The organism is Bradyrhizobium sp. URHC0002 (assembly GCF_054059515.1).
This window is the reverse complement of record NZ_JBSSCF010000001.1, coordinates 7,286,887-7,309,551: the sequence shown is the minus strand read 5'-3', so window position 1 is coordinate 7,309,551 and position 22,665 is coordinate 7,286,887. Positions and strand designations below refer to the sequence as shown.

The 22,665-nt window shown below is 63.0% G+C and carries 18 protein-coding genes; 7 read left to right on the top strand and 11 right to left on the bottom strand.

The genetic code is table 11. The features are described from left to right. Nucleotides 1-126 precede the first annotated feature (126 nt). From ACVWVY_RS35540 to ACVWVY_RS35530, 3 genes are read left to right on the top strand one after another with little or no spacing between them, the layout of a single operon-like run. Nucleotides 127-921: an ImuA family protein gene (locus ACVWVY_RS35540; protein ID WP_456630756.1), complete on the top strand. Its 795-nt coding sequence runs from the start codon at nucleotides 127-129 to the stop codon at nucleotides 919-921. Beyond that, complete coding sequence (locus tag ACVWVY_RS35535) at nucleotides 812-2,404, top strand: Y-family DNA polymerase (RefSeq protein ID WP_456630755.1); 1,593 nt, start codon at nucleotides 812-814, stop codon at nucleotides 2,402-2,404. The genes ACVWVY_RS35540 and ACVWVY_RS35535 overlap by 110 nt, the downstream gene beginning before the upstream one ends. Beyond that, the gene (locus ACVWVY_RS35530; RefSeq protein WP_456630754.1) at nucleotides 2,401-5,886 is read left to right on the top strand and encodes an error-prone DNA polymerase; all 3,486 of its coding nucleotides are present in this window, start codon (nucleotides 2,401-2,403) and stop codon (nucleotides 5,884-5,886) included. The genes ACVWVY_RS35535 and ACVWVY_RS35530 overlap by 4 nt, the downstream gene beginning before the upstream one ends. Before the next feature lie 43 nt (nucleotides 5,887-5,929). On the opposite strand, the gene ACVWVY_RS35525 is transcribed toward ACVWVY_RS35530, so the two are convergent. Then, nucleotides 5,930-7,162, bottom strand: coding sequence for an NAD(P)/FAD-dependent oxidoreductase (locus tag ACVWVY_RS35525; RefSeq protein ID WP_456630753.1), 1,233 nt, complete (start codon nucleotides 7,160-7,162; stop codon nucleotides 5,930-5,932). 163 nt (nucleotides 7,163-7,325) lie between these two features. On the opposite strand from ACVWVY_RS35525, the gene ACVWVY_RS35520 reads away from it, so the two are divergent. Further along, complete coding sequence (locus tag ACVWVY_RS35520) at nucleotides 7,326-8,336, top strand: AraC family transcriptional regulator (RefSeq protein WP_456630752.1); 1,011 nt, start codon at nucleotides 7,326-7,328, stop codon at nucleotides 8,334-8,336. A gap of 56 nt (nucleotides 8,337-8,392) precedes the next feature. Here the strand turns inward: ACVWVY_RS35520 and ACVWVY_RS35515 are convergent, their stop codons facing one another. From ACVWVY_RS35515 to ACVWVY_RS35485, 7 genes are all read right to left on the bottom strand, one after another. After that, entirely contained in the window at nucleotides 8,393-8,608 is a 216-nt protein-coding gene (locus tag ACVWVY_RS35515) for a hypothetical protein (protein WP_456630751.1), read from the bottom strand. A 330-nt stretch (nucleotides 8,609-8,938) separates the two neighbouring features. Continuing rightward, nucleotides 8,939-9,991, bottom strand: a complete 1,053-nt coding sequence (locus ACVWVY_RS35510) for an HlyD family secretion protein (RefSeq protein ID WP_456630750.1) — start codon at nucleotides 9,989-9,991, stop codon at nucleotides 8,939-8,941. Between the two features lie 2 nt (nucleotides 9,992-9,993). After that, entirely contained in the window at nucleotides 9,994-10,710 is a 717-nt protein-coding gene (locus ACVWVY_RS35505) for an ABC transporter ATP-binding protein (RefSeq protein ID WP_456630749.1), read from the bottom strand. After that, nucleotides 10,707-11,840: an ABC transporter permease gene (locus tag ACVWVY_RS35500; protein ID WP_456630748.1), complete on the bottom strand. Its 1,134-nt coding sequence runs from the start codon at nucleotides 11,838-11,840 to the stop codon at nucleotides 10,707-10,709. The genes ACVWVY_RS35505 and ACVWVY_RS35500 overlap by 4 nt, the downstream gene beginning before the upstream one ends. Nucleotides 11,841-12,133: 293 nt before the next feature. Continuing rightward, on the bottom strand, nucleotides 12,134-12,586 hold the full coding sequence (locus ACVWVY_RS35495) for an MgtC/SapB family protein (RefSeq protein ID WP_456630747.1): 453 nt from the start codon (nucleotides 12,584-12,586) through the stop codon (nucleotides 12,134-12,136). A 42-nt stretch (nucleotides 12,587-12,628) separates the two neighbouring features. Then, nucleotides 12,629-13,603, bottom strand: coding sequence for a hypothetical protein (locus ACVWVY_RS35490; RefSeq protein ID WP_456630746.1), 975 nt, complete (start codon nucleotides 13,601-13,603; stop codon nucleotides 12,629-12,631). 397 nt (nucleotides 13,604-14,000) lie between these two features. Further along, the gene (locus ACVWVY_RS35485) at nucleotides 14,001-14,273 is read right to left on the bottom strand and encodes a PilZ domain-containing protein (protein WP_456630745.1); all 273 of its coding nucleotides are present in this window, start codon (nucleotides 14,271-14,273) and stop codon (nucleotides 14,001-14,003) included. 337 nt (nucleotides 14,274-14,610) lie between these two features. On the opposite strand from ACVWVY_RS35485, the gene ACVWVY_RS35480 reads away from it, so the two are divergent. After that, nucleotides 14,611-15,156 (top strand): GlcG/HbpS family heme-binding protein, encoded by a 546-nt coding sequence (locus ACVWVY_RS35480; protein ID WP_456630744.1) that lies wholly within the window; start codon nucleotides 14,611-14,613, stop codon nucleotides 15,154-15,156. 152 nt (nucleotides 15,157-15,308) lie between these two features. Here the strand turns inward: ACVWVY_RS35480 and ACVWVY_RS35475 are convergent, their stop codons facing one another. The 3 genes from ACVWVY_RS35475 to ACVWVY_RS35465 form a co-directional block, all read right to left on the bottom strand. Further along, nucleotides 15,309-16,079, bottom strand: coding sequence for an SDR family NAD(P)-dependent oxidoreductase (locus tag ACVWVY_RS35475; RefSeq protein WP_456630743.1), 771 nt, complete (start codon nucleotides 16,077-16,079; stop codon nucleotides 15,309-15,311). 540 nt (nucleotides 16,080-16,619) lie between these two features. Further along, a complete protein-coding gene (locus tag ACVWVY_RS35470; RefSeq protein WP_456630742.1) occupies nucleotides 16,620-19,181 on the bottom strand; it encodes an arylsulfatase in 2,562 nt (853 codons plus the stop codon). Nucleotides 19,182-19,438: 257 nt separating this feature from the next. After that, nucleotides 19,439-19,726 (bottom strand): hypothetical protein, encoded by a 288-nt coding sequence (locus ACVWVY_RS35465; RefSeq protein ID WP_456630741.1) that lies wholly within the window; start codon nucleotides 19,724-19,726, stop codon nucleotides 19,439-19,441. A 149-nt stretch (nucleotides 19,727-19,875) separates the two neighbouring features. On the opposite strand from ACVWVY_RS35465, the gene ACVWVY_RS35460 reads away from it, so the two are divergent. Together ACVWVY_RS35460 and ACVWVY_RS35455 are read left to right on the top strand one after the other, a co-directional pair. After that, entirely contained in the window at nucleotides 19,876-21,270 is a 1,395-nt protein-coding gene (locus ACVWVY_RS35460; protein WP_456630740.1) for a CoA transferase, read from the top strand. A gap of 145 nt (nucleotides 21,271-21,415) precedes the next feature. After that, a complete protein-coding gene (locus tag ACVWVY_RS35455) occupies nucleotides 21,416-22,663 on the top strand; it encodes an efflux RND transporter periplasmic adaptor subunit (protein ID WP_456630739.1) in 1,248 nt (415 codons plus the stop codon). The last annotated feature ends 2 nt before the right edge of the window (nucleotides 22,664-22,665 follow it).

Genomic DNA, 22,665 nt, shown 5'->3' with positions numbered 1-22,665 from the left:
AGCGTCGATCCCGATTGACTCTGCCCTGCCGGTTAGCTTTATATTAGAACATATCATGAACAAATGAGCCAGCCGCGGGTTCACTAGGAAAAAGCGGTAAAGGCCAAAATTTCGAAGGAGCGGCGCATGAGCACCGCACGCACAAGCGCGCTTGCGAATTTGCGAGGGCGCATCGAACGCCTCGAGACGCATGGCGATGCGCATGACCTCAACAAGGTCGCGCTCGGCCATGCGGCAGCGGATGCGACGCTTTGCGGCGGGCTTGCGGCAGCAGTGGTGCATGAAGTGTTCGCCGAGGGCCATCAGAGCGCGGCGGCCACGGGATTCATCGCGGGGCTCGCGGGCAGGGTGTCGCCGCGCCGGCCGCTGGTCTGGGTGCGGCAGGATTTTTCGGAAATCGAATCCGGCGCGCTATCGATGAGCGGGCTTTGCGAACTCGGTCTCGATCCGCGGCTGCTGGTGACCGTGCGCGCGCCTGACACCGACGCCGCGTTGCGGACCGCCGCCGACGCGCTGGCCTGCGATGCGCTCGGCGTCGTCGTGCTGGAAGTCTGGGGGCAGGCGCGCCAGCTCGATCTCGTCGCCAGCCGCAAACTTACATTGGCCGCGGCAGCCTCCGGCGTCACCGCACTTGTACTGCGGATGGCCGCGGAGCCGCGCCCCTCGACCGCGGAGACAAGGTGGATCGTGCGCGCGGCGCATTCGCCGCCGTCAGCGCCGTGGACCGCGTGGGGCGCGCCCGTCTTCGACGCGCAACTGGTTCGTAACCGTCATGGCCCGGTCGGCCGCTGGATCATGGAATGGAATTGTGATGAGTGCCTGTTCAGTGAACCGTCGGCGTATTCTCAGCCTGTGGCTGCCACGCCTGCCCATCGACCGCATCAAGCGCAAGCTTTTACAGAACGGCGACGCGCTGGATAAAACACCCAGCGTCGTTGTCGTCAAACAAAACAACGCGCTGCAGATCTACGCGCTCGACGATATGGCCGTGCGCTCCGGTCTCTCGATCGGCCTGCCGCTCGCCAATGCCCGCGCGATCTGCCCCGAACTGACGGTGTTCGACGCCGACGAGGTCGCCGACCGCAAGACGCTCGATGACATCGCCGACTGGTGCGACCGATTCACGCCGCTGGTGGCGTTCGATCCGCCGCATGGGCTCTATCTCGACATCACCGGCTGCGCCCATCTGTTCGGCGGCGAGCGTGCGCTGCTGCAGATCTTATGCAGTGCGCTGAGCCGGCGCGGCTTTGCCGTCAGCGCTGCGATCGCGAGTACTTCGATCTGCGCTCGCACGCTGACGCGGCAGACTTCCGGAAAGATTATCGCCGAGGGCGAGGAGGCCGCGGCCGTCAGCCCGCTGCCGGTATCCGCGCTAGGCGCGGGAGAAGTTATTACCGGTGGCCTGCGCCGCGCGGGCCTGAAGACCATCGGCGACGTCGCCGCGCGCGGCCGCCACGAGATCACGGCGCGGTTCGGCGCCGGCTTCACGACGCTGTTGGAGCAGGCGCTGGGCGAGGGCGATGCGCCGATCAGCCCGCGAAAGCTGTTGCCGGATTACATCGTGGAAAAGCGCTTTCCCGAACCGGTCGCCACCGACACCGTGATCGCGATCAACCTGTCCGCGCTCGCTCGAATGCTGGTCACGGCGATGGACAGACAGGGCAAGGGTGCGCGGCGGCTGGAAGCAAGCTTTTTCCGCACCGACGGCGCGGTGCGCACGATCTCGGTCGAGACCGGACGTCCCGTGACGAAGCCAGAGGTGATCGACCGCCTGTTCCGCGAACGGCTCGATGCGCTGAACGATCCCCTCGATCCCGGCTTCGGCTTCGATCTCATCAGGCTCTCTGCCAGCCGCACCGAGATCGTGGTGCAGCAGCAGCGCGATCTGGACGCCAATGTCCATGACAATGATGAACTGGCCGCGCTGATCGATCGCATCGCCGCGCGCATCGGCGGCAAGCGCGTGGTCGTGCATCTGCCGCAGGACACGCATATCCCCGAACGCGCGGTGATGGCTGTAGCCGCACAACATCATCTGGCGGCCGCCGCGCAGGCCGCATGGCCGGAGCGCATCGAAAGCGAGCCGCCGCTGCGGCCGCTGCGGCTGTTCGACAGGTCGGAGCCCATCAACGTGCCGTTTGCAACCGTGCCCGACGGCCCGCCGCATCAGTTCACCTGGCGGCGCGTCACCCATGCGGTGGTGCGGGTGGAGGGGCCCGAGCGCATCGCGATGGAATGGTGGAAGCAGAACGGCGATGGCCCGACACGGGATTATTTCCGCATCGAGGACGAGGCGGGACTTCGTTTCTGGATCTTTCGTGACGGGCTCTATGAAAGCGAGCTGGCCGACGAAGAGGGCGAGCCCGCGCCGGTCAGATGGTTCGTGCACGGGCTGTTCGCATGAAAAGCCCCTTCGATAATTATGCCGAAATCGGCATCACCACCAATTTCTCGTTCCTGCGCGGCGGCTCCGATCCGCGCGCCTATGTGCATCAGGCAAGCGAACTCGGCATCCCCGCCATCGGAATTGCCGACCACAACACGCTGGCCGGCGTGGTGCGCGCCTGGAAGGAACTGGATAACCCCGAGGTCAAGCATAAGCCAAAACTCCTGATCGGCACGCGGCTCGTCTTCATCGATGGTACGCCTGACATCCTGATCTATCCACGCGACCGCGCCGCCTATGGCCGGCTGTGCCAGTTGCTCACCCGCGGCAAACGCGGCGACGACATCACGCGGATCGAGAAGGGCGAATGCCATCTGGGGTTCGATGACCTGCTTGAATTCGCCGAAGGCCAGCTTCTGGTGCTGGCATTGCCGCATCGTTTCGACGCGGCGGAGGCGCAAACAATCCTGGCGCGTCTGAAGAACAGCCGCGCCGATAGCGTCTGGCTCGCCGCGAGCCTGCTTTACCGCGGCGACGACAGGCGCCGGCTGGCCCGGCTGCATCGCTTGGCGCTTGCGGCAAAAGTCCCGCTGCTGGCGACCAACGATGTGCTGTACCACCATCCTGCCCGCCGCCCGCTGCAGGACGTGCTGACCTGTATCAGAGAGAAGACCACCATCGACGCGATCGGCCGCCGGCTCGAGGCCAATGCCGAGCGATACCTGAAGCCGGCCCGCGAAATGGCGCGGCTGTTCCGCGATATTCCCGAGGCGATCACGGAAACCATGCGCTTTGCCGGCCGTATCAGCTTCTCGCTCGATCAGCTCAAATATCAGTATCCGGACGAGCCGGTGCCGCCGGGCAAGACCGCGCAGCAGCATCTGGAAGACCTGACCTGGGCCGGCGTCGACAGATATTTCGGCGGAGAAGTCTCTGACACGCTGCGCGCCACCTTGCGCAAGGAACTCGCGCTGATCGCCGAGCTCAAATACGCGCATTATTTTCTCACCGTGCACGACATCGTCCATTACGCGCGCAGCCAGAACATCCTGTGCCAGGGCCGGGGTTCGGCGGCGAATTCCGCCGTCTGCTACGTGCTCGGCATCACCTCGGTCGACCCGACCAAGGTTGATTTGCTGTTCGAGCGCTTCATTTCCAAGGAGCGGCTGGAGCCGCCCGACATCGACGTCGATTTCGAACATTCGCGGCGCGAGGAGGTGATGCAATATGTCTATCGCCGCTATGGCCGCCACCGCGCCGCTATTATCGCGACCGTCATCCATTATCGTCCGCGCAGCGCGATCCGCGACGTCGGCAAGGCGCTGGGGCTGACGGAGGACGTCACCGCGGCGCTTGCCGATACGGTGTGGGGAAGCTGGGGCAAGGGCCTCAACGAGATGCAGGTTCGTCAGGCCGGGCTCGATCCCCAGAATGCGATGGTCGAGCTCGCGGTCGAACTCGCCACCGAATTGATCGAATTCCCGCGCCATCTGTCGCAGCATGTCGGCGGCTATGTGCTGACGCAGGACCGGCTCGATACCTATGTGCCGATCGGCAACGCGGCAATGGACGATCGCACCTTCATCGAATGGGACAAGGACGACGTCGACGCGCTTAGCATGATGAAGGTCGACGTGCTGGCCTTGGGCATGCTGACCTGCATCCGCAAATGTTTTGATCTCATTGCCGACCACAAGGGCGAGCGCTGGGAGCTCGCCACCGTCGAGCAGGACGACAAGAATGTGTACGACATGCTGTGCCGTGGGGAATCGCTCGGCGTATTCCAGGTCGAAAGCCGCGCGCAGATGAACATGCTGCCGCGCCTGAAGCCGCGCACCTTCTACGACCTCGTCATCGAGGTCGCGATCGTGCGGCCCGGGCCGATCCAGGGCGACATGGTGCATCCGTACCTGCGCCGGCGAAACAAGATCGAGCAGGTGAGCTATCCCTCGCCGGCGCCAGAGCATGGCGAGCCGGATGAGCTTTACAAGGTGCTGCACAAGACGCTCGGCGTGCCGCTGTTCCAGGAGCAGGCGATGCGGATCGCGATCGAGGCGGCCAGGTTCACATCCGAAGAAGCCAACGGCTTGCGCCGCGCGATGGCGACGTTTCGCAACGTCGGCACCATCGGCAAGTTCGAGGACAAGATGATCGGCAACATGATCGCGCGCGGCTACGCGCCGGAATTCGCCAAAAGCTGCTTTGACCAGATCAAGGGTTTTGGCTCCTACGGTTTTCCGGAAAGCCACGCCGCCAGTTTTGCGCAGCTCGTCTATATCTCGTCATGGCTGAAGCACTATCACCCGGACGCCTTCTGCTGCGGATTGCTCAATTCGCAGCCGATGGGTTTCTACGCGCCGGCTCAGATCGTCGGCGACGCCCGCACTAACGGCGTCGAGGTGCGCGAGATCGACGTGTCCCATAGCTTCGCGCAGAACACGCTGGAGCAGGGGCAGGGGAAATACTGCGCGGTGCGGCTCGGCTTCCGACAGATCGACGGGTTTAGCTGGGTTGATGAGGATGAGGAGAGGCTGAAGCAACTTCAACTGTCATTCCGGAGGGCGCGAAGCGCGAGCTACGATGCGCAATCGCGCATCGGAGAATCTGTTCCTCAGCGCATGAGCGGCTTGATGGATTCTCGGATGCGCAATTGCGCATCGGAGAATGACAATGTCGAGAAAGCAACCGATTGGGCTGACCGCATCGTCGCCGCCCGCACGCGCCGTCCCTTCACCTCACTGGAAGAATTCGCCCGCGACACCGGCCTGCCAAAGCGCGCGCTGATCCTGCTCGCCGATGCCGATGCCTTCCGCTCCATCGGGCTCGACCGCCGCGCGGCGCTGTGGGCGGTGCGGCGGCTGCCCGACGACGTGCCGCTGCCGCTGTTTCAGGCGGCGGTCGCCCGCGAGCAGCCCGACGAGAACGCAAGGCCGCTGCCTGAGATGCCGCTGCCGGAGCAGGTGGTCGCCGATTACCAGACGGTGCGGCTATCGCTGAAGGGCCACCCGATGGAATTTTTGCGCGAGAGGTTCACGAAGGAGCGCGTTGTCGCCTGCAAGGACGTCAACCACAAGAACGACAGGCACCGCGTCCGTTGCGCCGGCGTGGTGCTGGTTCGCCAGCGGCCCGGCAGCGCCAAGGGCGTCGTCTTCATGACACTGGAAGACGAGACCGGGATCGCCAACATCGTGGTGTGGCCCAAGGTGATGGAGCAGTACCGGAAAGAGGTGATGGGCGCCCGCCTCATCCTGGTCGAAGGCTATATTCAGAGCAGCCCGGAACACGTCACGCATCTGGTGGCGCAGCGGATGTTCGACCGCTCCCACGACCTGATCGGCCTCGCCAATGATGCGCCGGGCCGCAAGCATCCCGTGCCGGCTGGCCCCGCGCTGGTCGAGCCGCTCAACGACGACCGTCGCGATCACGTCGATAGCCCCGCGCAAAAAATCCGCCACCCGCGCGACGTCCGCATCCTGCCGCCGTCACGGGATTTTCACTGAGCTAATCTCTTCTGCGGTTGCTATCGGAGAGCTGATGCTGCTTTCACGATGCACTCGCCCTTTGAGTTCCCGAGACTGCGGCAGCAAAGATCGCTTCGACGTTCTCAGGTGCAAAAAATTCTGCCGGCGATATCGTCCCGGCATTCAGGCGTGCAAAGCCGTCCATGGCGGCCTGGTTGCCGTGAACCGCGCCAAGGATCCGTTGCAGCTCGGGGGGCGGCGGCTCGAGCGTTGCGAGTTCGCAAGTGAAATCGTACATCGCTCCGGCCGCCGCGTCGCGGGTGTGCTGGTACTCGCTCATGGCCTCCTCGAATGGCCGCGTGCCCGACAACGATTGGTCGATGGCCGTGGCGCAGAGTTCGGCGTCCCGGAAGGCATCGAGAATTCCCTGCGCTGTTACGAAATCCTTGTTGTAACCGGCGTCCCCCACGAGAGCCCAGCCTGCGCCGTAAGGCTTGCAGAAATAGTTTGGCACCGCGGTGCCGGCGAACGGTGCTTCGCGCGTGGCGCTGCGCAGCCGTTTGGCAAAGTCCGGCGCCAGTTCGATCGCTTTCAAATAATTGCCCTCGATATCCTTCTTGTTGTCCGCAAACTCTGCGTAAGGCCATCCGGCAATGACAAGCGTCAGGTCGTCATGGGTCGGCATTGCCGCAAATGCACGCTTGTCGCGGATATAGGTTTCAAAGCGGCCGTCCGTGGGCAGCCCGCTCCAATAGCTGTAGTAACCCGCCAGCAAAGGCGGCTTCTCGCGATAGTGCTCAGGATGCACAGCCTCGCTCAGCAGAGAGTGCCGCCCGTCGGCTCCCACGACAATTTCGGCATATTCCGTGACAGTGCCGCCTTGCTTCGATCGGCCCTTGATGCCGACGACGCGCGCTCCTTCGACGATGATTTCCTCGACGATGAAACCTTGACGGAGCTCGGCGCCGGATTCGGCCGCGGCGTCGACGAGCAGTTTGTCGAGGATTGTCCGCCGCGGGCAGTAGGCAACGGGATCCCTGTCCGTACCGGGGGCGCCGGCAATGGTGAATGGGCCAAAGTCGAAGGCGTAGGTATGGATCGGCGGGCATCCGGTCGCCACCAGCCGGTCAAGTAGCCCCCATCGCGAAAGCGCATTCACAGCGCGGGGATGCACGAGATGGGTCGAGACGGTGTCGCTCGGGAATGACGCGCGATCGACCGCCAGCACGCGGTATCCCTTGCGCGCCAGCAACATCGCGGTTGGCGAGCCGGCGCAACGCGCGCCCATGACGATGGCGTCGAATGCCTTGTCCATCGAAACCTCCTTGCAAAGTTTTTTCGTGCCGGTTCATGGCAGCCAGGTTGACTGATCGCGGCGGCCGAGGCCATGCAGTCGATGTAGCGAGAAACCGAAGTCGCAACTTTGCCGAAACTCCGTGGTTCTTTGCAGGCCAGGGTCCACGTTCGGGAGCCAAGGAATGGATGCCTTATCGGAAGCTCTCGCGTCGGTGCACATGACGGGCGCCATCTTCTACCACGCGGAGTGCACCGCTCCCTGGGGGTTCCGGGTGCCTCATTTGCGAAACGTCGCCCACGTCCTTGCTCCTGGAACCGAGCGCCTGGTCAGCTATCACCTGGTCACGGACGGGAAGGCGATCGTGCGCTTCCCGGGCGAAGACGATATCGCCGTCGCCGCAGGCGATATCCTGATCATCCCCCACGGCGATGCCCATACCGTTTCGAACGGCTCGCCGTCGGCCTACCTCGACAGCGGAGCTTCGATCGGCGAGTTCCTGGTCGGCCATCTGACCACGATGCGATTGGGCGGCGGAGGCGAGGTGACAAGATTTGTCTGTGGCTATTTCGGCTGCGAACTTCATGCCGATCGGCTCTTCCTCGCCGGCCTGCCGCTGATGATCAAGATCAACCTGCGGGGCGACCCGGCCGGCGAATGGCTGGAGAGCTCGGTGCGCCATCTTGTCTCCCAGGCTGGGTCCGCGCGACCGGGACAGGCGATCCTGCTCTCCAAGATGGCGGAAGCGCTCTTCATCGAAACCATCCGCCGCTATATGGAGGCGTTGCCGCCGGAACAGACCGGCTGGCTTGCAGGTGCGCGGGATGCGGTCGTCGGCGGCGCGCTGGCGCTGCTGCACCGGAAACCCTGTCATCATTGGACCGTGGAGCAACTTGCCGCCGAGGCCGGGGTGTCTCGCTCGGTCCTCGCCGAGAGGTTCTCCCGGTTTCTTGGCGAGCCGCCGCTGACTTATCTGGCGCGCTGGCGATTACAACTAGCCGCCAGGATGCTGCAAACCACGCGGGAGGCTGTGATACAGGTGGCCTCCGAGGTCGGGTATGACTCGGAGGCGGCGTTCAATCGGGCGTTCAAGCGCGAGTTCGGCATTCCACCGGGGCAATTCAGGCGATCGTGCGCCCGACCGGAGTTGATTGGAGGTAACGGGCCAACTCGTATTCCCTCGGGCACGGCGTGAAAGAAATCAAAGGATCCTCGTGGAGGTGATGCAATCCCAGATCCGCCGGTTCTGATCTACCAGTAGATCAATCCCCGTTTTGTCTTTCCGGCTCCACCTCTGGCGAATGCAGCCGCGAGCCTTTGCTTTTCGGCGCAATGTGCAGCCAGGGTCTCGTATAGCCTTGCCTCCATGAAGGGGGCGTATTCCTTGCTGGGCGAGGATGCATCGGCGGTTGCCGAGATCAGCGCACTGATTTGGCGTATTAGCAGATCGTCTGTCGATGGCTGCATAACCTTCTCCTTCGATCACGGTTTCGGCCAGCTGATTCCCGATTTCGGTTCGCCGCAAGTCGGCAAGTCACATGAACCGCCATTCCGGGTGCGACACATTGTTCGCGCGTCATCAAGCTCTAGTGATGGGCGAACCTGCGCATCTCCCGCAGCCGGGCCAGGCAATATCCCCGGTATAGTAAGCCGATGAGGTTCCACATGATCGACTCCCTTGTCTGATCACATCACCACATCACTACAACATTGCCGTTTCCGGATTTCTTCGTCGCCCGAGGAAATGGCTTCGTCGCTAACGCGCAAAACTTCGTGGCGCTTGGCGACGAAACGTCTTCACGGGCTCGCGACCTTGTCCGAACGGAAATAGACATCGGCCTTCATTCCGATCGTGAGATCTCCTGCTCCGGTCAACCCGACCGTGACCCGGACGACATCCAGTTCAGCCTGGTTGCGCGATCCCGGCGGTTCGAGGCGGCCGGGCTCGACCAGTGGCGCGATCGACTGAACGCTTCCCTCGAACTCGCGATCGGGAAATGCCGCCGTCCGCACCGTCACCGTTTGCCCTGATCTGACCGACCCGAGGTCGCGTTCGTCCAATTCCGCACGCACACATAGTGCCGAGAGGTCGGCGAGCTGCAGCGGCGGCTGCGGCGAACCGGGGGACACCACTTCGCCCACCCGCACATTGACCTGCAGCACGGTACCGTCGATCGGTGCCCGCACCGTCATCTTGTCGAGGACGGATCGCGCCACCGTGGATTCCGATCGGGCGATGCTGAGCTGGCCCTCCAGCGAGGTCGGCAAGGCCCCGTCGTCCTCGGCGGTGCGAAGTTCGTCCTGCCGTGTCGACAGTTCATTCTGGGCGCGTGTGAACGCCAGCCGGGCCGCGGTCAGATCGGCCTCCGACCCGCTGCCGGCCCGTCGCCTCGCGGCCGACCGGTCAACGGCCGAGCGCGCTTCATACAGGGTCCGCTCGGCATCGGCCACGGCATCCAGCGCCTTGCGCCGCGTCCTCGCGCTGCCCGTCGCCGACTTCTCGTCCCGGGCGCGCTCGCGCAAGGCCGTCTGCGTCTCCGCCGCCGCCAACCGGGCCCTCAGCTCATCGTCCGCGAGCTGGATCAGCGCCTCACCCGCAAATACCTTGTCATTGGTCTTCACCAGAACCTTCTGAACCACCCCGACCACAGCCGTTGCGACCTTGATCTGGCCCGAGCAAGCCTCGATGCGCCCGGGCGCAACCGCCTGCCAGCGCTTTTCCGTCGGGGTTTCGGCCGACACGCCCCACCTTGTCGGCCCGACGGGGGCGATCGCCGTAATCGCGTACAGCGCCCCGGCGCCCGCAATCAGGGCCACGACGGCGACCAGAGCGGTCCGGCGCTTCGACATGACTAGTGGTTCTCCAGCGTTTGGCGAATGCCGCCGCGTTCCTCGGCAATGATCCGTCCGTCCTCGATATGAACGACCCGGTCCGCGAATGGCAACAGACGCGGATCATGCGTCACAATCAGCACGGCGTGTCCCCGTTCCCTGGCGATCTCGGCAAGCAGCTTCATGACCGCCTGGCCGTTCTCACCATCGAGCGCGGCCGTCGGCTCGTCCGCCAGGATGATGGACGGATTTCCGACGATGGCGCGCGCGATCGCTACCCGCTGCTGTTCGCCGCCGCTGAGGTCGCGCGGATACGCCTTTATCTTGTGGGCCAGGCCGACTTTTGCCAATGCCTCGCGTGACCGGACCTTTGCCGCCCTGCGGGGTTCACCGCGCACGTCGAGCGCGAGCCTCACATTGTCGGTGGCGGACAAGGTCGGAAACAGGTGAAACGACTGGAACACAAAGCCGACATGCTCGCGCCGGAGGCGCGCCAGCTCCTCGGGGTCGAGACCGGCGGTTGAATGCTGGCAAACATGAACCGTCCCTTCCGTCGGCGACAACATGCATCCGAGTATCGACAGCAGCGTGGTCTTGCCGCTGCCGGAAGGCCCCATCAGCAAGGTGAGTTCGCCGCCGTTGAGCGCCAGGCTGACGCCCTTGAGCGCTGCCACCCTGGCAGCGCCGCGGCCAAGGTCCTTCGTTACATTCGCCGCCTCGAGCATTGGTTCGCTCATCGCGTGAACACCATGGCGGGTTCGATGCGGGTGACCTGAATGATCGCCGCGATCGACGACCCGATACACATGACGAGGGTCAGCGCAAACAGCCCGGCCATCAGCCCGGGCGTGATCATGATCGGCAACGCGGTCCCTTCGGTCAGCCGAACGACGGCGTCGCCGACCAATGCTGCGATAGCGAAGCCGATGACGGCGCTCAGCAGCGCCTGCCAGAGGATCACTTTGTAGATATACCGCCGCGAGGAGCCCATGGCGCGCAGGGTGGCGAATTCGTTCAGATGCTCCTTCGTGCTCGCATAGAGTGTCTGGGCGACTACGACGGTACCGACGATCACGCCGAGCAGGGCGCCGGCGAACAAGGCGGCGCCGGCGCCGGTGCCGAACAGCCAGAACGTGCGGCTGCGCTCGCGAAACTCGGCCGGGGTAAGGACCTCGACGTTGGCGATGTTCGACATCAACTGCCGGCGAACGGCACCACTGTCGGCTTCGGCGTTCAGGCGAACGATGAGATAGGTAGCCTTTCCCGACGGCACCCCTGTGTAGGTCCGCGCCCGCTCGACGTCCATGAAAACGAACGGCGTCGTGGTGAATGACCTGATACCGTTGGTGACGGCCACCACCTGTACGGGTTGCTGCCGTATTTCGGCGGTCGCGCCGATCCCGGAGATACCAAGGCGATCGAAATAGGTCCGGTCGACCGCCACCGCCTTGGCGCTCGCCAGCGCCTCGATCCGGCCTTCCACAAGGTCCCACGGTTGCAGCCCGCCAGCCCGCAGATCCGAACCGATGACGAAAACCGGCGTCATCGCCCCGCTCGGCATTCGCCAGTCGGCAAAACCGATCACGACCGGAATGGCGTCGGCCACGCCGTTGATGGCAAGCGCGCGATAGCGCTCGCGCGTGTTCAACAGGGAAGGGTCCTCGAAGGCCTTGGTTCCGCGCGGCATGACCCAGAGATCGGCGGACGAATGGTCGATCATCGTCGTCACCATGCGCCCGAAGCCGAAATACAGGCCCATCTGGATGGTGACCAGAACGATGGAAAACACGATCCCGATCACGGTTGCAACAAGACGCAGCCGGTCGTGAAACAGGTTTCGAAAAGCGATGGTGAAAACCAATGGCATTACCCGGCGCCGATTACTTTCTGTCCCATGTCAGTTTGGTTTTCGATGATCGGAAAAGCCAGCCATTAATGGCGGACGCCGTCCAACGGAAACGAGGTAGGTGGCAGGGAGGCGAGGTTGGGAGCCGCGAATGGACCGCCAGCACTTCGCCCGCAATTCGCCGCCAACGTGACAATTTGGTGGCGCGTCTGGCACCACAGTTCTGAATGCGGAACGCCAGCGGTTGCACTGCAGCGTTGGCGATAAGGCGCTGAAATCCAGCCAGAGAATCCGTGGTGGACAATCCATCAGGTTCAGTCCGACTTATCGCCGCCTTCGTCCTTCTTGATATCGTCTTCTTCCTTGACCAGCGTCAGCAGCCTCAGTGTCAGGAACGTGAACACCGCGACCGTCACCGCGACGTCGTAGCTGCCGAGGCCAACGGAAACGCCGATCGCGCCGGTAGCCCACAGGCTGGCGGCCGTCGCGGTGCCTTGCACGGTCGTCCCCTGCTTGAGGATCGCGCCGCCGCCGATGAAGCCGATGCCGGTGATCAGGCCTTCGATCACCTTCGCCATGCCGTCGGGGGAATGCACCAGCAGGTTTTCGCTGGCCTGCACGAAGCCGCAGCTTGCCATCGCGACCAGCGGGAAGGTGCGCAAGCCCGCGCTGCGCGCCCGCTTCTCGCGGTCCCAGCCGATCGGCACGGCAAGCGCAAAGGCCGCGGCCAGCGCCAGAAAATGAACGCCTATCTGAAATCTATCCAAAGCCCGCCCTTGTGAAACCAAAGCCTCACGCCGGCGATGGATTTACGGCGCCGCGTTCTTCCTCAACGCATCTGCCGTGGAAACGTTCACCGCCGGCGCGAAGCCGTTTGCACCGTGACCGGTTGCCGCAGGCGACATGCTGACGATCGCCGCGTCGGTCCGGTACCGCGGCAGATGATTTTCGAGCGCGTAGAAGACGCACAGTGCGAGGCTGGACCAGACCGCCAGGCTGAAATAAAGCGACATCCACGCAATCTCATCCTTCCACTCGGCGAGGTCGTGCGTCACCACCCAGCGCGTGCTGACGTCGCGCAGGCCCTCGCGGGGCGTCAGGCGTTTGTCGCCATCGGCATCGCCGGTCCGCCAGCGGTTCAGGTACATCGGGACGTCGATGGTCATCAGAAACGCCAGAAAGCCGGCAATGCCTGCGATGGCGACCGCCAGGATCACGCGAACCGCCCCATGAAATTCCGGAAGCAGGCGGCAAAGACCGACGCCGATGATGAAGAAGGCAACCGCCCACAGCGAATTTTCGATGGCGTTGCCGAGATAATTCCTGGTCAGCACCGCATACCATGACAGGCATTCCGCGATCAGGATCAGCGGTACGATCACCCACGCGGCATTCACGGTCGTTTCCGCCCCGGTCATCGTGCCGAGCTGGTGCAGGAGAATTGCCCATTGCGCCACAAAAGCGATCTCGGCCACGGTCGCCACCGACCGTCCGACCAGAACGCTGGACCACCAGGTATCGAACAGGCAGATCCGCTGCACGTCCGCGCGCGGCAGAAATGATCTGAAGGCGCAGCCGAAAACATAGGCCGCACAGAACAGCAGCATGATCCCGACGCCGGCCGTGCTGCCGGCTGCTCCGGTCGGCTGGAGGGGAAGCTCGCGATACAGCACGAACCAGACTGCGATATTGACGCCGCTCACCAGCGTCAGCAGGCCCCACCACCACGACACGGGATTCGACCAGGCCAGGGAACCTGACCGCGCCTGCCATTCCAAGCTCATTCGTCGCTCCGCTGTAATCGAACTGACATTTAACTGTAATAATACAGTCACGTGTCAAGGCCAATCACGACCAGAGTATGTCAGCGGGTGAGGATGGGGTGGGGGAGCGCGGGTCGGCGCCGATATTGGTAGCCGATCCGGTCCATGGCCATTCCGACCTGAGGTCAGGATCGATCAGGCCCAGCCGATTTTCACAGCATGAGTTTCTATGCTGGTGTTGCGGGCTAAGAATTTAACACGTGGCCGAGGATAGCTGTCGTCCCTCACGGTGAGGAGGCGCCAACGCGTCCGCGCGAGCGCTGCCCAATGACAGGCTCCGCGCCGTCTCTGGACGATGCGTCGCATCGCCGGGCGCCATAAGGCCACGTCCTTCGAGGTACGGCGAAGACGCCGCTCTTCAGGACAGAAATTTGACGCCGTAGGTCTTGCCCCTGCGCCAAACCACTTCGCACGACTGGCGCGTCTTATGTTCGGGCACCAGCGCCAGTTCAAAGCTGTCTCTGACATCAAGCGCAGTATCGGTCGCGATCTTGGCGCCGCCCGGCGAGACGTCCAGGACGAAGCATTCAATTTTCGTCACGCCGTCGTCGACCGTCAACCAGGTCGGCCGTTTGCGCAGCTCGCGTCGCGGTTCGCGCTGCACTTTTGTCCTTTGTTCGTCGACAATCATCGGGGCCATCCGTCATTGATACCCAGTCGGCTGGGTCTTGGAGCAGGCCGCAGAGTGAAGGTAATTTCGTAAAGTTTCCTTAGTTTATCTTTTCAAATTTACCGGTTTACTTCGCGAGTTGTAAGGCGAGCTCTCTCAACCGTACTGGTGTCGTCGGGCGCGTTCGAGACGTCACCCATTGTCTTCGCCGCCGCGGCTGGCGCGAGACGCACGCCTAAATTGAGTTTCAAGCAGCCCGGAAAACGCCTACTGTTGCCTTCAGCCGGGCAGCGCAGGGGGACGGCCCGGCCGCAACATAATCAATACCCTCATAATCAATAATCCTTGGGAGGAAGACATGCGTCGGAATACCTTGGCGATTCTTGCGGCTTGCGCGGCCGTGACGATCTGCGGCCAGGCTCAGGCCCAGCAGCCGGCCGCCGCCCCGCCGACCCCGGCGGCGGTGCCTGACCAGATGCCGTTCGATATCCCGTACGGGAATTCGATCACTGCCGATCGCGCCGCCGATATCGTGAAGGCGGTCGTTGCCGAAGCCACGAAATCTCCCCGCAACTGGAAGCTCGCGATTTCCGTCGTCGATACGCATGGCGAGCTCGTCTATTTCTACAAGATGGACAATACGCAGCAGGCGTCGGTGGTGATTTCCCAGAACAAGGCGCGCACTTCGGTTCGCTATCGGCGCCCGACCCAGAACATCAACAACGTGCTGCAAACACCTGCCGGGGCCTACATCATCACATTGGAGTCGCCCCCGCCGACTGGATCTCCCGGCGGCTTCCCGCTGATTGAGGGCGGCAAGATCATCGGCGCGGTCGGTTGCAGCGGCGCGACCGGCGACCAGGATGCAGTGGCCTGCAAGGCCGGCGCGGAGACGGTGAAGTAGTTGCGGATCAGGATGGCTCCGCTGGTTCGCTCCGGCGGAGCCATTGGAAATTGTAGGGTGGGCAAAGCGCAGCGTGCCCACCATTCAGCTGGTTATGTGGATGGATGGTGGGCACGGCGCGAACGCGCCTTTGCCCACCCTCCGCAACGCTCTCAGAAATTCACCCGGTTCGAGATCGCGCCGTCGACGACGAGGTTCGAACCGGTCGTGAAGGAGGAGGCCGGGCTCGCCAGGAACACCGCCGCATTGGCGATTTCCTGCGGCGTCGCCATGCGGCCGGTCGGGTTGCGCGCCAGCGCATCCTGGTAGCGCTTCGGCATGTTCTGCTCGACCACGTTCCAGATGCCGCCCTTGAAATAAACGGTGCCTGGCGACACCACGTTGACGCGGATTTTCTTAGCAGCGTATTGCCGCGCCAGTCCCTTGGCCATGTGGATCAGCGCCGCCTTGATCGGGCCGTATGAGCTGGCGCTATCCGCCTGCGCCGCCGAGATCGAGGAAAGGATGACGAAGGCCGCGTCGCCGGTCTTCTCGCCGCTGGCTTCGAGCAACGGACGCGCAGCCTCGAACGCGTTGACGGCGCCGAGCACGTCGAGCCGAAAATTTTGCTCCCATGAAGCGGGATCGCCACCCAGCGCCATGGCGCCGGCATTGGAAAACAGCATGTCGACGCTGCCCAGCTCCCCGGCCGCATCCGATATCCATGACTTCAGCGCGGCGGCATCGGTGACATCAAGGGGCGCGCCGGTCGCCTTCACACCCATCGCCTTCAACTCGGCAACGGTGCCGGCGACCTGATCCGCGTTGCGGGCGCACACCGCGACGCCTGCGCCTTCGCCCGCCAGCGTGTCCGCAATCGCCCGCCCGATGCCGCGCGTGCCGCCGAGCACGACAGCGTTTCTGCCCCTCAAACCCAAGTCCATTTTGTTTTCTTCCTTATGTGATTCCGCCGCATTGTAGCGGTGAAGGTAACCCGGGAGAAAGCTGAAATCGCCGACGGCGCTTTCGTCAATGCTGACGTGGCACATCATTGCGCTCTTTTTTCCGTCTCCCCTTGTGGGAGAAGGTGGATCGACGCTGCTCGCCACCTTCTCCCACAAGGGGAGAAGGCAAGAACTCCGCCGTACGACCGCACGTCAATGTGTGACGCGCAGTGTGACTGCCCGACGGGCAAATCACCAAAAGTCCGTCCAGCCCTTGGCGTAAAAATATTCTGCTTTCGTTCTCACGCAGATCAGTCGCATAACTCCGCCCGTCTCGCCGCGGATGAGGGGCGTTGGCCATCGTCACGAACGCGCGGTGAGATGCGATGGATGCTGATGGCGCGATAAACGTAAGCGCCGGATGCGTACGGCGCTGAAGCTACTGATTAGCTGCGCATCGACGGATATCGCTGGACACCGGCACGTCAGCGTCCGGCCGGGCTCCCGAGGAAAGGACACCCGGCCGGATTTTCTGTGGCATCAGTTATTCGCGCCAGCGCGGGCGTGCCGAATGATCTGATGCTCGTCGCTGGTGAGCTGCACCGGCCCGACCTTGACGGTGAGCTTGTCAATCTTGCCGCTGAAACGGAAGGGCACCTGATAGTCCTTGTCGTCAACGGGGGTACGTGTATCGACACCCACGTCGAAGGTTTCGTCAATTGACATGAGGAATGGAAGGGTGTGCGGGACTTTGTTGGTCGCAGCCTCGTTGCCGTCCACCTTCAGGACACCCGTGCCGCCCTTGCCGAAGCCGGGTCCATCGTATTTGAAGTCGAACACGATGGTGTGCTTGCCCGGCGTGAGCGCGTCCTTGCCTTCCCAGCGGAAGCGTTCGAGGTCGGCGAAGTTGTAGAGGAAGACTGGCTTGCCCTTGAGCAGGTACAGGCCATACCCACCGAAACGACCGCCGAGGGTGACGATCATCCCTTCGCTGCCATCCTGTGAGCCCGCACGCCCAACGGTCGAACCAGCACTGCCCGGAATATCCACTTCGGCGGTGATCGTGTAGGACCTGTTCAGGATGCTGGGCGCATCGCTCGTGGGCAGGCCTGATAACTCGCCTGAGTATGTGAAGGTGTTCCGGCCTGCAGTTGCACTTGGCCTAGGTGCGATGATGCGCTGAAGCACCGAGTTATCCAGTGGAAACACGTTGTACTTTGTCGCTTCCACCAAGAACAGCTCCTGCATCTCGCGCAGCTTGTCGGGCATCTTGGCGGCGATATCATTGCTCTCCGAGTAGTCCTCGGCAATGTTGTAAAGCTCCCACTTGTAGCCGTTGACCACGTCCGCGGGCATCTTGGCGGTGCCCAGGAGCCAGGGCGGCGCAGGTGGCGTTGTCGCCGCTATCCAACCGTCGTGATAGATGGCTCGGTTACCCCACATCTCGAAGTACTGCGTCGTGCGCGCGGACGGCACGTTGGCGCTCGACTTGTCGAAGGTGTAGGTCATGCCGACACCTTCAATCGGCTTCTGCGCGACGCCGTTGACCATCAGCGGCGCCGGAATGCCGGTAACTTCCAGGATTGTCGGCACGATATCGATCATGTGGTGGAACTGGGTGCGGATGCTGCCCGCATCCTTGATACGGTTCGGCCAGCAGATTGCCATGCCCTGGCGGGTGCCACCGAAGTGCGACGCGACCTCCTTCGTAAACTTGAATGGCGTGTCGAAGGCCCATGACCAGGCCACCGCCATGTGCGGATAGGTGGCGGCCGAGCCCCAAGCGTCATACGCCTTCAACTGCTCGGCGATCGGAAGATCCAATATGCCATTGTAAGCGGTATACTGGTTCGGAGTCCCGCGCGTGGTGCCTTCCGGACTCGTGCCGTTGTCGCCGCTGATGTAGATGATCAGCGTATTGTCGAGCTTGCCTTCGTCCTGGACTTCCTGGATCACGCGCCCGATCTCGTGGTCGGTGTAGGCGGCATAACCGGCGAACACTTCGGCTTGCCTCGCGAACAGCTTCTTCTCATCGGCCGTCAAGGCCTCCCACTTCTGCAGGTCGTCCGGCCAGGCTGTGAGCTGCGTGTTCTCGGGGATGACGCCAAGCCGCTTTTGATTGGCGAAAATCTGGTCGCGTAGGGCGTTCCAGCCCATGTCGAACTTGCCCTTGAACTTGTCGATCCATTCCTTGGTCGGCTGATGCGGCGAATGGGTGCCGCCGGGCACGTAATAGAGGAAGAATGGCTGATCCGGTGCGGCAGCATTGAGTTGTCGCAAGTGGGCGATCGCGTCGTCCGCCATGTCCGTGGTTAGATTGTAGCCGACCTTTCCAACCCAGGGGAAAACCTGGGTGGTGTTCCGGAACAGGTATGGCGTCCACTGGTCGGTCTCGCCGCCCATGAAGCCGTAGAAGTAGTCGAAGCCCATGCCGATGGGCCATTGGTCAAACGGTCCCGTCACGCCATACTGATAGCTCGGCGTGTTGTGGTTCTTGCCAAACCACGAGGTGGCGTAGCCGTTCTGCTTCAGGATGGTGCCAATAGTAGCGCTCTCCGGTCCGATGATGCTGTCGTAACCGGGATAACCAGTCGCTTGCTCCGAAATGGTGCCGAATCCAACCGAATGGTGATTACGGCCGGTGATCAACGCTGCCCGCGTCGGCGAGCACAGCGCCGTGGAATGGAATTGGGTGTAGCGCAACCCCATCTGGGCAATGCGATCCATTGCCGGTGTCGGGATGACGCCGCCGAACGCCCCCGAAACGCCGTAGCCCTGGTCGTCAGTCATGATCAGGAGCACGTTGGGCGCACCCTTGGGCGGCACCACGCGGGCAGGCCAGTACGGTTTGGACTGACTGGCTTGAAGGTTGATGTCGCCGCCAAACTTCGGTGGCGGCGGTGGAAGATACTTTCCATCTATCGTGGTGGTGGCCCCGGGTGAGCCCGGTGTGCCGGTGGTTTGCTGCGCGAGGCTGGTTGTTCCCAGTGCACACAGCAAATAAGCGGCGCTGAATGTGGTGCCGCAAAGCAGCAGGTTGCGGCGGTTTTGTAAGCGGCTTTCTGTCTTTGAGCTATCGTCATCCTTACGGTTAGGGGTCATTGGAAACTCCCTCTTGGAGACTTCGGAACCCTGTGGACGCGTAGCCGGGGCACAATGCCGCAACGCATCTGTTGATCTAAATCAACCCTCCACCCACGGGTCCGAACCGTCGGCTTCGGGTCCAAAAGACGAAGCTTCGCTGCGCCCGCAATGACGGGGAGGGAACGGTGCCGCTGGAATCTGTAGCCCGGATGAGCGAAGCGATACCGCTGCGTTCATCCGGGCTACAGGCTTCGCCCGCAATGACGACAAAGAATCTACTCTGGTGCCGCGCCGACCGGTGGACCGCCGGGCGGGCGGTGCAGGAAGGTGATCGTCGCATAGGCGCCCACCCAGGAGCCTACGGCCGCAAAGGCAACGTAAGCCCAGTTCTCGGTGTAGCTGATGACGGCGTAGGACGAGAGCAAATACCAGACGCTGCTCCAGGTCGCCGCCGGCACGCGCTTGCGCGCGACCACCGCCGAGGTGAACATGACGTAGACGGCATCCGTGGCCGCAGTCGCAAGCAAAACGGCTCCCGCCGTCAGGGGATCGATGGCAGCCATTGCAACTCCTCTGTAGGTGAAGACCCTGGCCGTCATTGCGAGCGAAGCGAAGCAATCCATCTATCTACACGTGGCGCCATGGATTGCTTCGCTTCGCTCGCAATGACGGCTAAGACTACCGAGACGAACGTTAGGGAAGAGACACGCCGATGCAAAGCCCCCGTAAAATTCTCTCCGATATCTGGACCTCGATCGGCGGCGAAGCTTCCACGCTCGACGCGCTCACGCTGACCGGCGATGAACCGCAGCTGCCGTCCTCGTTTCGCGTTGCGGCGGCCGCACAGGTTAGCGTCGCCGCGACCGGGCTGGCGGCGGCCGAGATCTGGAAAATGCGCAGCGGCGAGGCGCAGGACGTCGCGGTCGATATGCGCCATGCCGTGGTCGAATGCCGGAGCGAACGCTATCTGCGCGTTGACGGCAAACCGCCGCCGCCGGCCTGGGACGCGATCGCCGGTGTCTATAAAACCCGCGACGGCTTCGTGCGCCTGCACACCAATTTTCCCCATCACCGCGACGCCGTCTGTACGGTGCTGAACTGCAAGCCGGAGCGTGACGCGGTTCAGGCGGCGCTGATGCAATGGGACGGCGAGGCGTTCGAGACCGCGGCCTATACGAGCGGCAGCGTCGTCGCCTTCATGCGCTCGCATGACCAATGGTCGGCAACGCCGCACGCCAAGGCGCTCGCCGGATTGCCGCTGATCTCGATCGCGAAAATCGGCGAGGCCGCACCGAAGCCATGGCCCAAAGGCGAGCGGCCGCTTGCGGGCATTCGCGTGCTCGATCTGTCGCGGGTGATCGCGGGTCCGGTGGCGGGCCGGACGCTCGCCGTGCATGGCGCCGAGGTGCTGCTGATTTCCGGCCCCGAGCTGCCGGCGATCCCGTGGCTCACCATCGACACCGGCCGTGGCAAGCTGACGAGTTTTGTCGAACTCAAGAACGAGCAGGGGCGCGGCGCGCTGCGCGATCTGTTGGCTGAGGCGGATATCTTTTCGCAAGGCTACCGGCCGCGCGCGATCTCAGGACTCGGCTTCTCGCCGGAGGATGCCGCGCGCATCAATCCCGGTATCATTTACGTCACGTTGTCGGCCTATGGTCATGCCGGGCCGTGGGCGGAGCGGCGCGGCTTCGACTCTTTGGTGCAGACCGCGACCGGATTCAACCATGCCGAGGGGCAGGCCGCTGGTGTCGATGGACCGAAGGAATTGCCGGCACAGATGCTCGATCACGCCACCGGATATTTCATGGCGTTCGGCGCCATGATGGCCAAAGCGCGCCAGGCGCGTGAAGGCGGAAGCTGGCACGTCCAGGTGTCGCTGGCGCAGACCGGAAGCTGGCTGTGGAATCTCGGCCGGGTGGCCGACGGTCTAAATACCCGTGATTTTACGGGGGAGGCGGTGACGCCCTTCATCGAGGAGGTCGGCTCAGGTTTCGGTGCGCTGCGGTCGGTCCGGCACTCTGCGATTTTGTCGAAAACCCCGGCGTTTTGGGCCCGTCCGGCGATGCCGCTCGGCAGCCATCCATCGCAATGGCCGGCGCGCGAATGAGGCAGTCATCCCTCGTTCAGCTTTACTTCTCCAAACTTTAACCTCGCCGCCAAGCCCATTTTGGTTTTTTAGGTTGTGTAAATTGCCAATTGGGCAGTATTAGCGGGCAGGTGAGGCAAAACGTCGCTGAGTGGTCCGGGCTCGTATGCTCAATAAAATAACAAAGCAATGGCAGGAACTTAGCTGGAAGCGGTGGGCCATGCCCGTGGCGCTGGTGGCGCTTGCAGTCGGCGCGGGCCTGTACGGCTTTGCGAAGATCGGTGGCGCCAAGACCGGACATTCGGAAGTCTCGAGCCAGTCCCGCAAGGGATCGCAGCGCTACACGCCGAGCCCCGCTGAATGGGCAAGCCTGACCATTCAACCCGTCACCCAACGCGGCTTCCGCGCCGAACAAGTCACCGAAGGCAAGATCGCGATCGATGAAGATCGTTCGACGCCGGTGTTTTCGCCCTATGCGGGACGGGTCACCAAGTTGCTGGCCAAGCCGGGCGACAGCGTCGTCAAGGGCCAGCCGCTGTTCGTGATCGAGGCCGCCGACAACGTGCAGGCGCAAAACGATTTCATCGGCGCGATGGCCGCCATGAACAAGGCGAAGTCCGCGCTCGATCTGGCGCAATTGCAGGGAGCGCGCGCCAAGGACCTGTTCGAGGGCAAGGCCGTTCCGCTGAAAGATTACCAGCAGAGCCAGGCGACCCTGATCCAGGCCGAAAACGACATGCGCTCGTCGCAGACGGCGATGGAGGCGGCGCGCAACAAATTACGCATTCTCGGCCTCACCGATGAGGACATCGCAACCTTCCAGGAAAAGCGCCGCATCAATCCCGAGACCACCATCTTCGCGCCGCTCGCCGGCACCGTGGTCCAGCGCAAGATCGGCCCCGGCCAGTACGTCAACGCCGGCGCCAGCGATCCCGTCTATGTGATCGGCGATCTCTCCACCGTCTGGATGACGGCCTTCGTCCGCGAGAGCGATTGCGCGAGTGTCGCGATCGGGCAGGAGGTGACGTTCAACGTGCTGGCGCTGCCGGGCCGTCCGCTGTCGGCGCGGCTCAACTATGTCGCCACCGCAATCGATCCGGCGACGCGCCGGCTGCTGGTCCGCGCGACCATCGACAACAAGGACTTCGTGCTGAAGCCCGAGATGTTCGCCAACGTCACGATCTATTCGGCGGGCGACCGTCCGGCGGTCGGAGTGCCGAAGCAGGCATTGATCTATGAAGGCGAACAGGTGCGGATCTGGGTCGCGCATCCGGACAAGACGATCGAATTGCGTCAGATCAAGCCTGGCCTCACCAATGGCGATCTCGTCGAGGTGGTCGGCAATCTGAAACCCGGTGAGCAGATCGTCACCAAGGGTGCGCTGTTCATCGACCGCGCCGCGTCCGGCAGCTGACC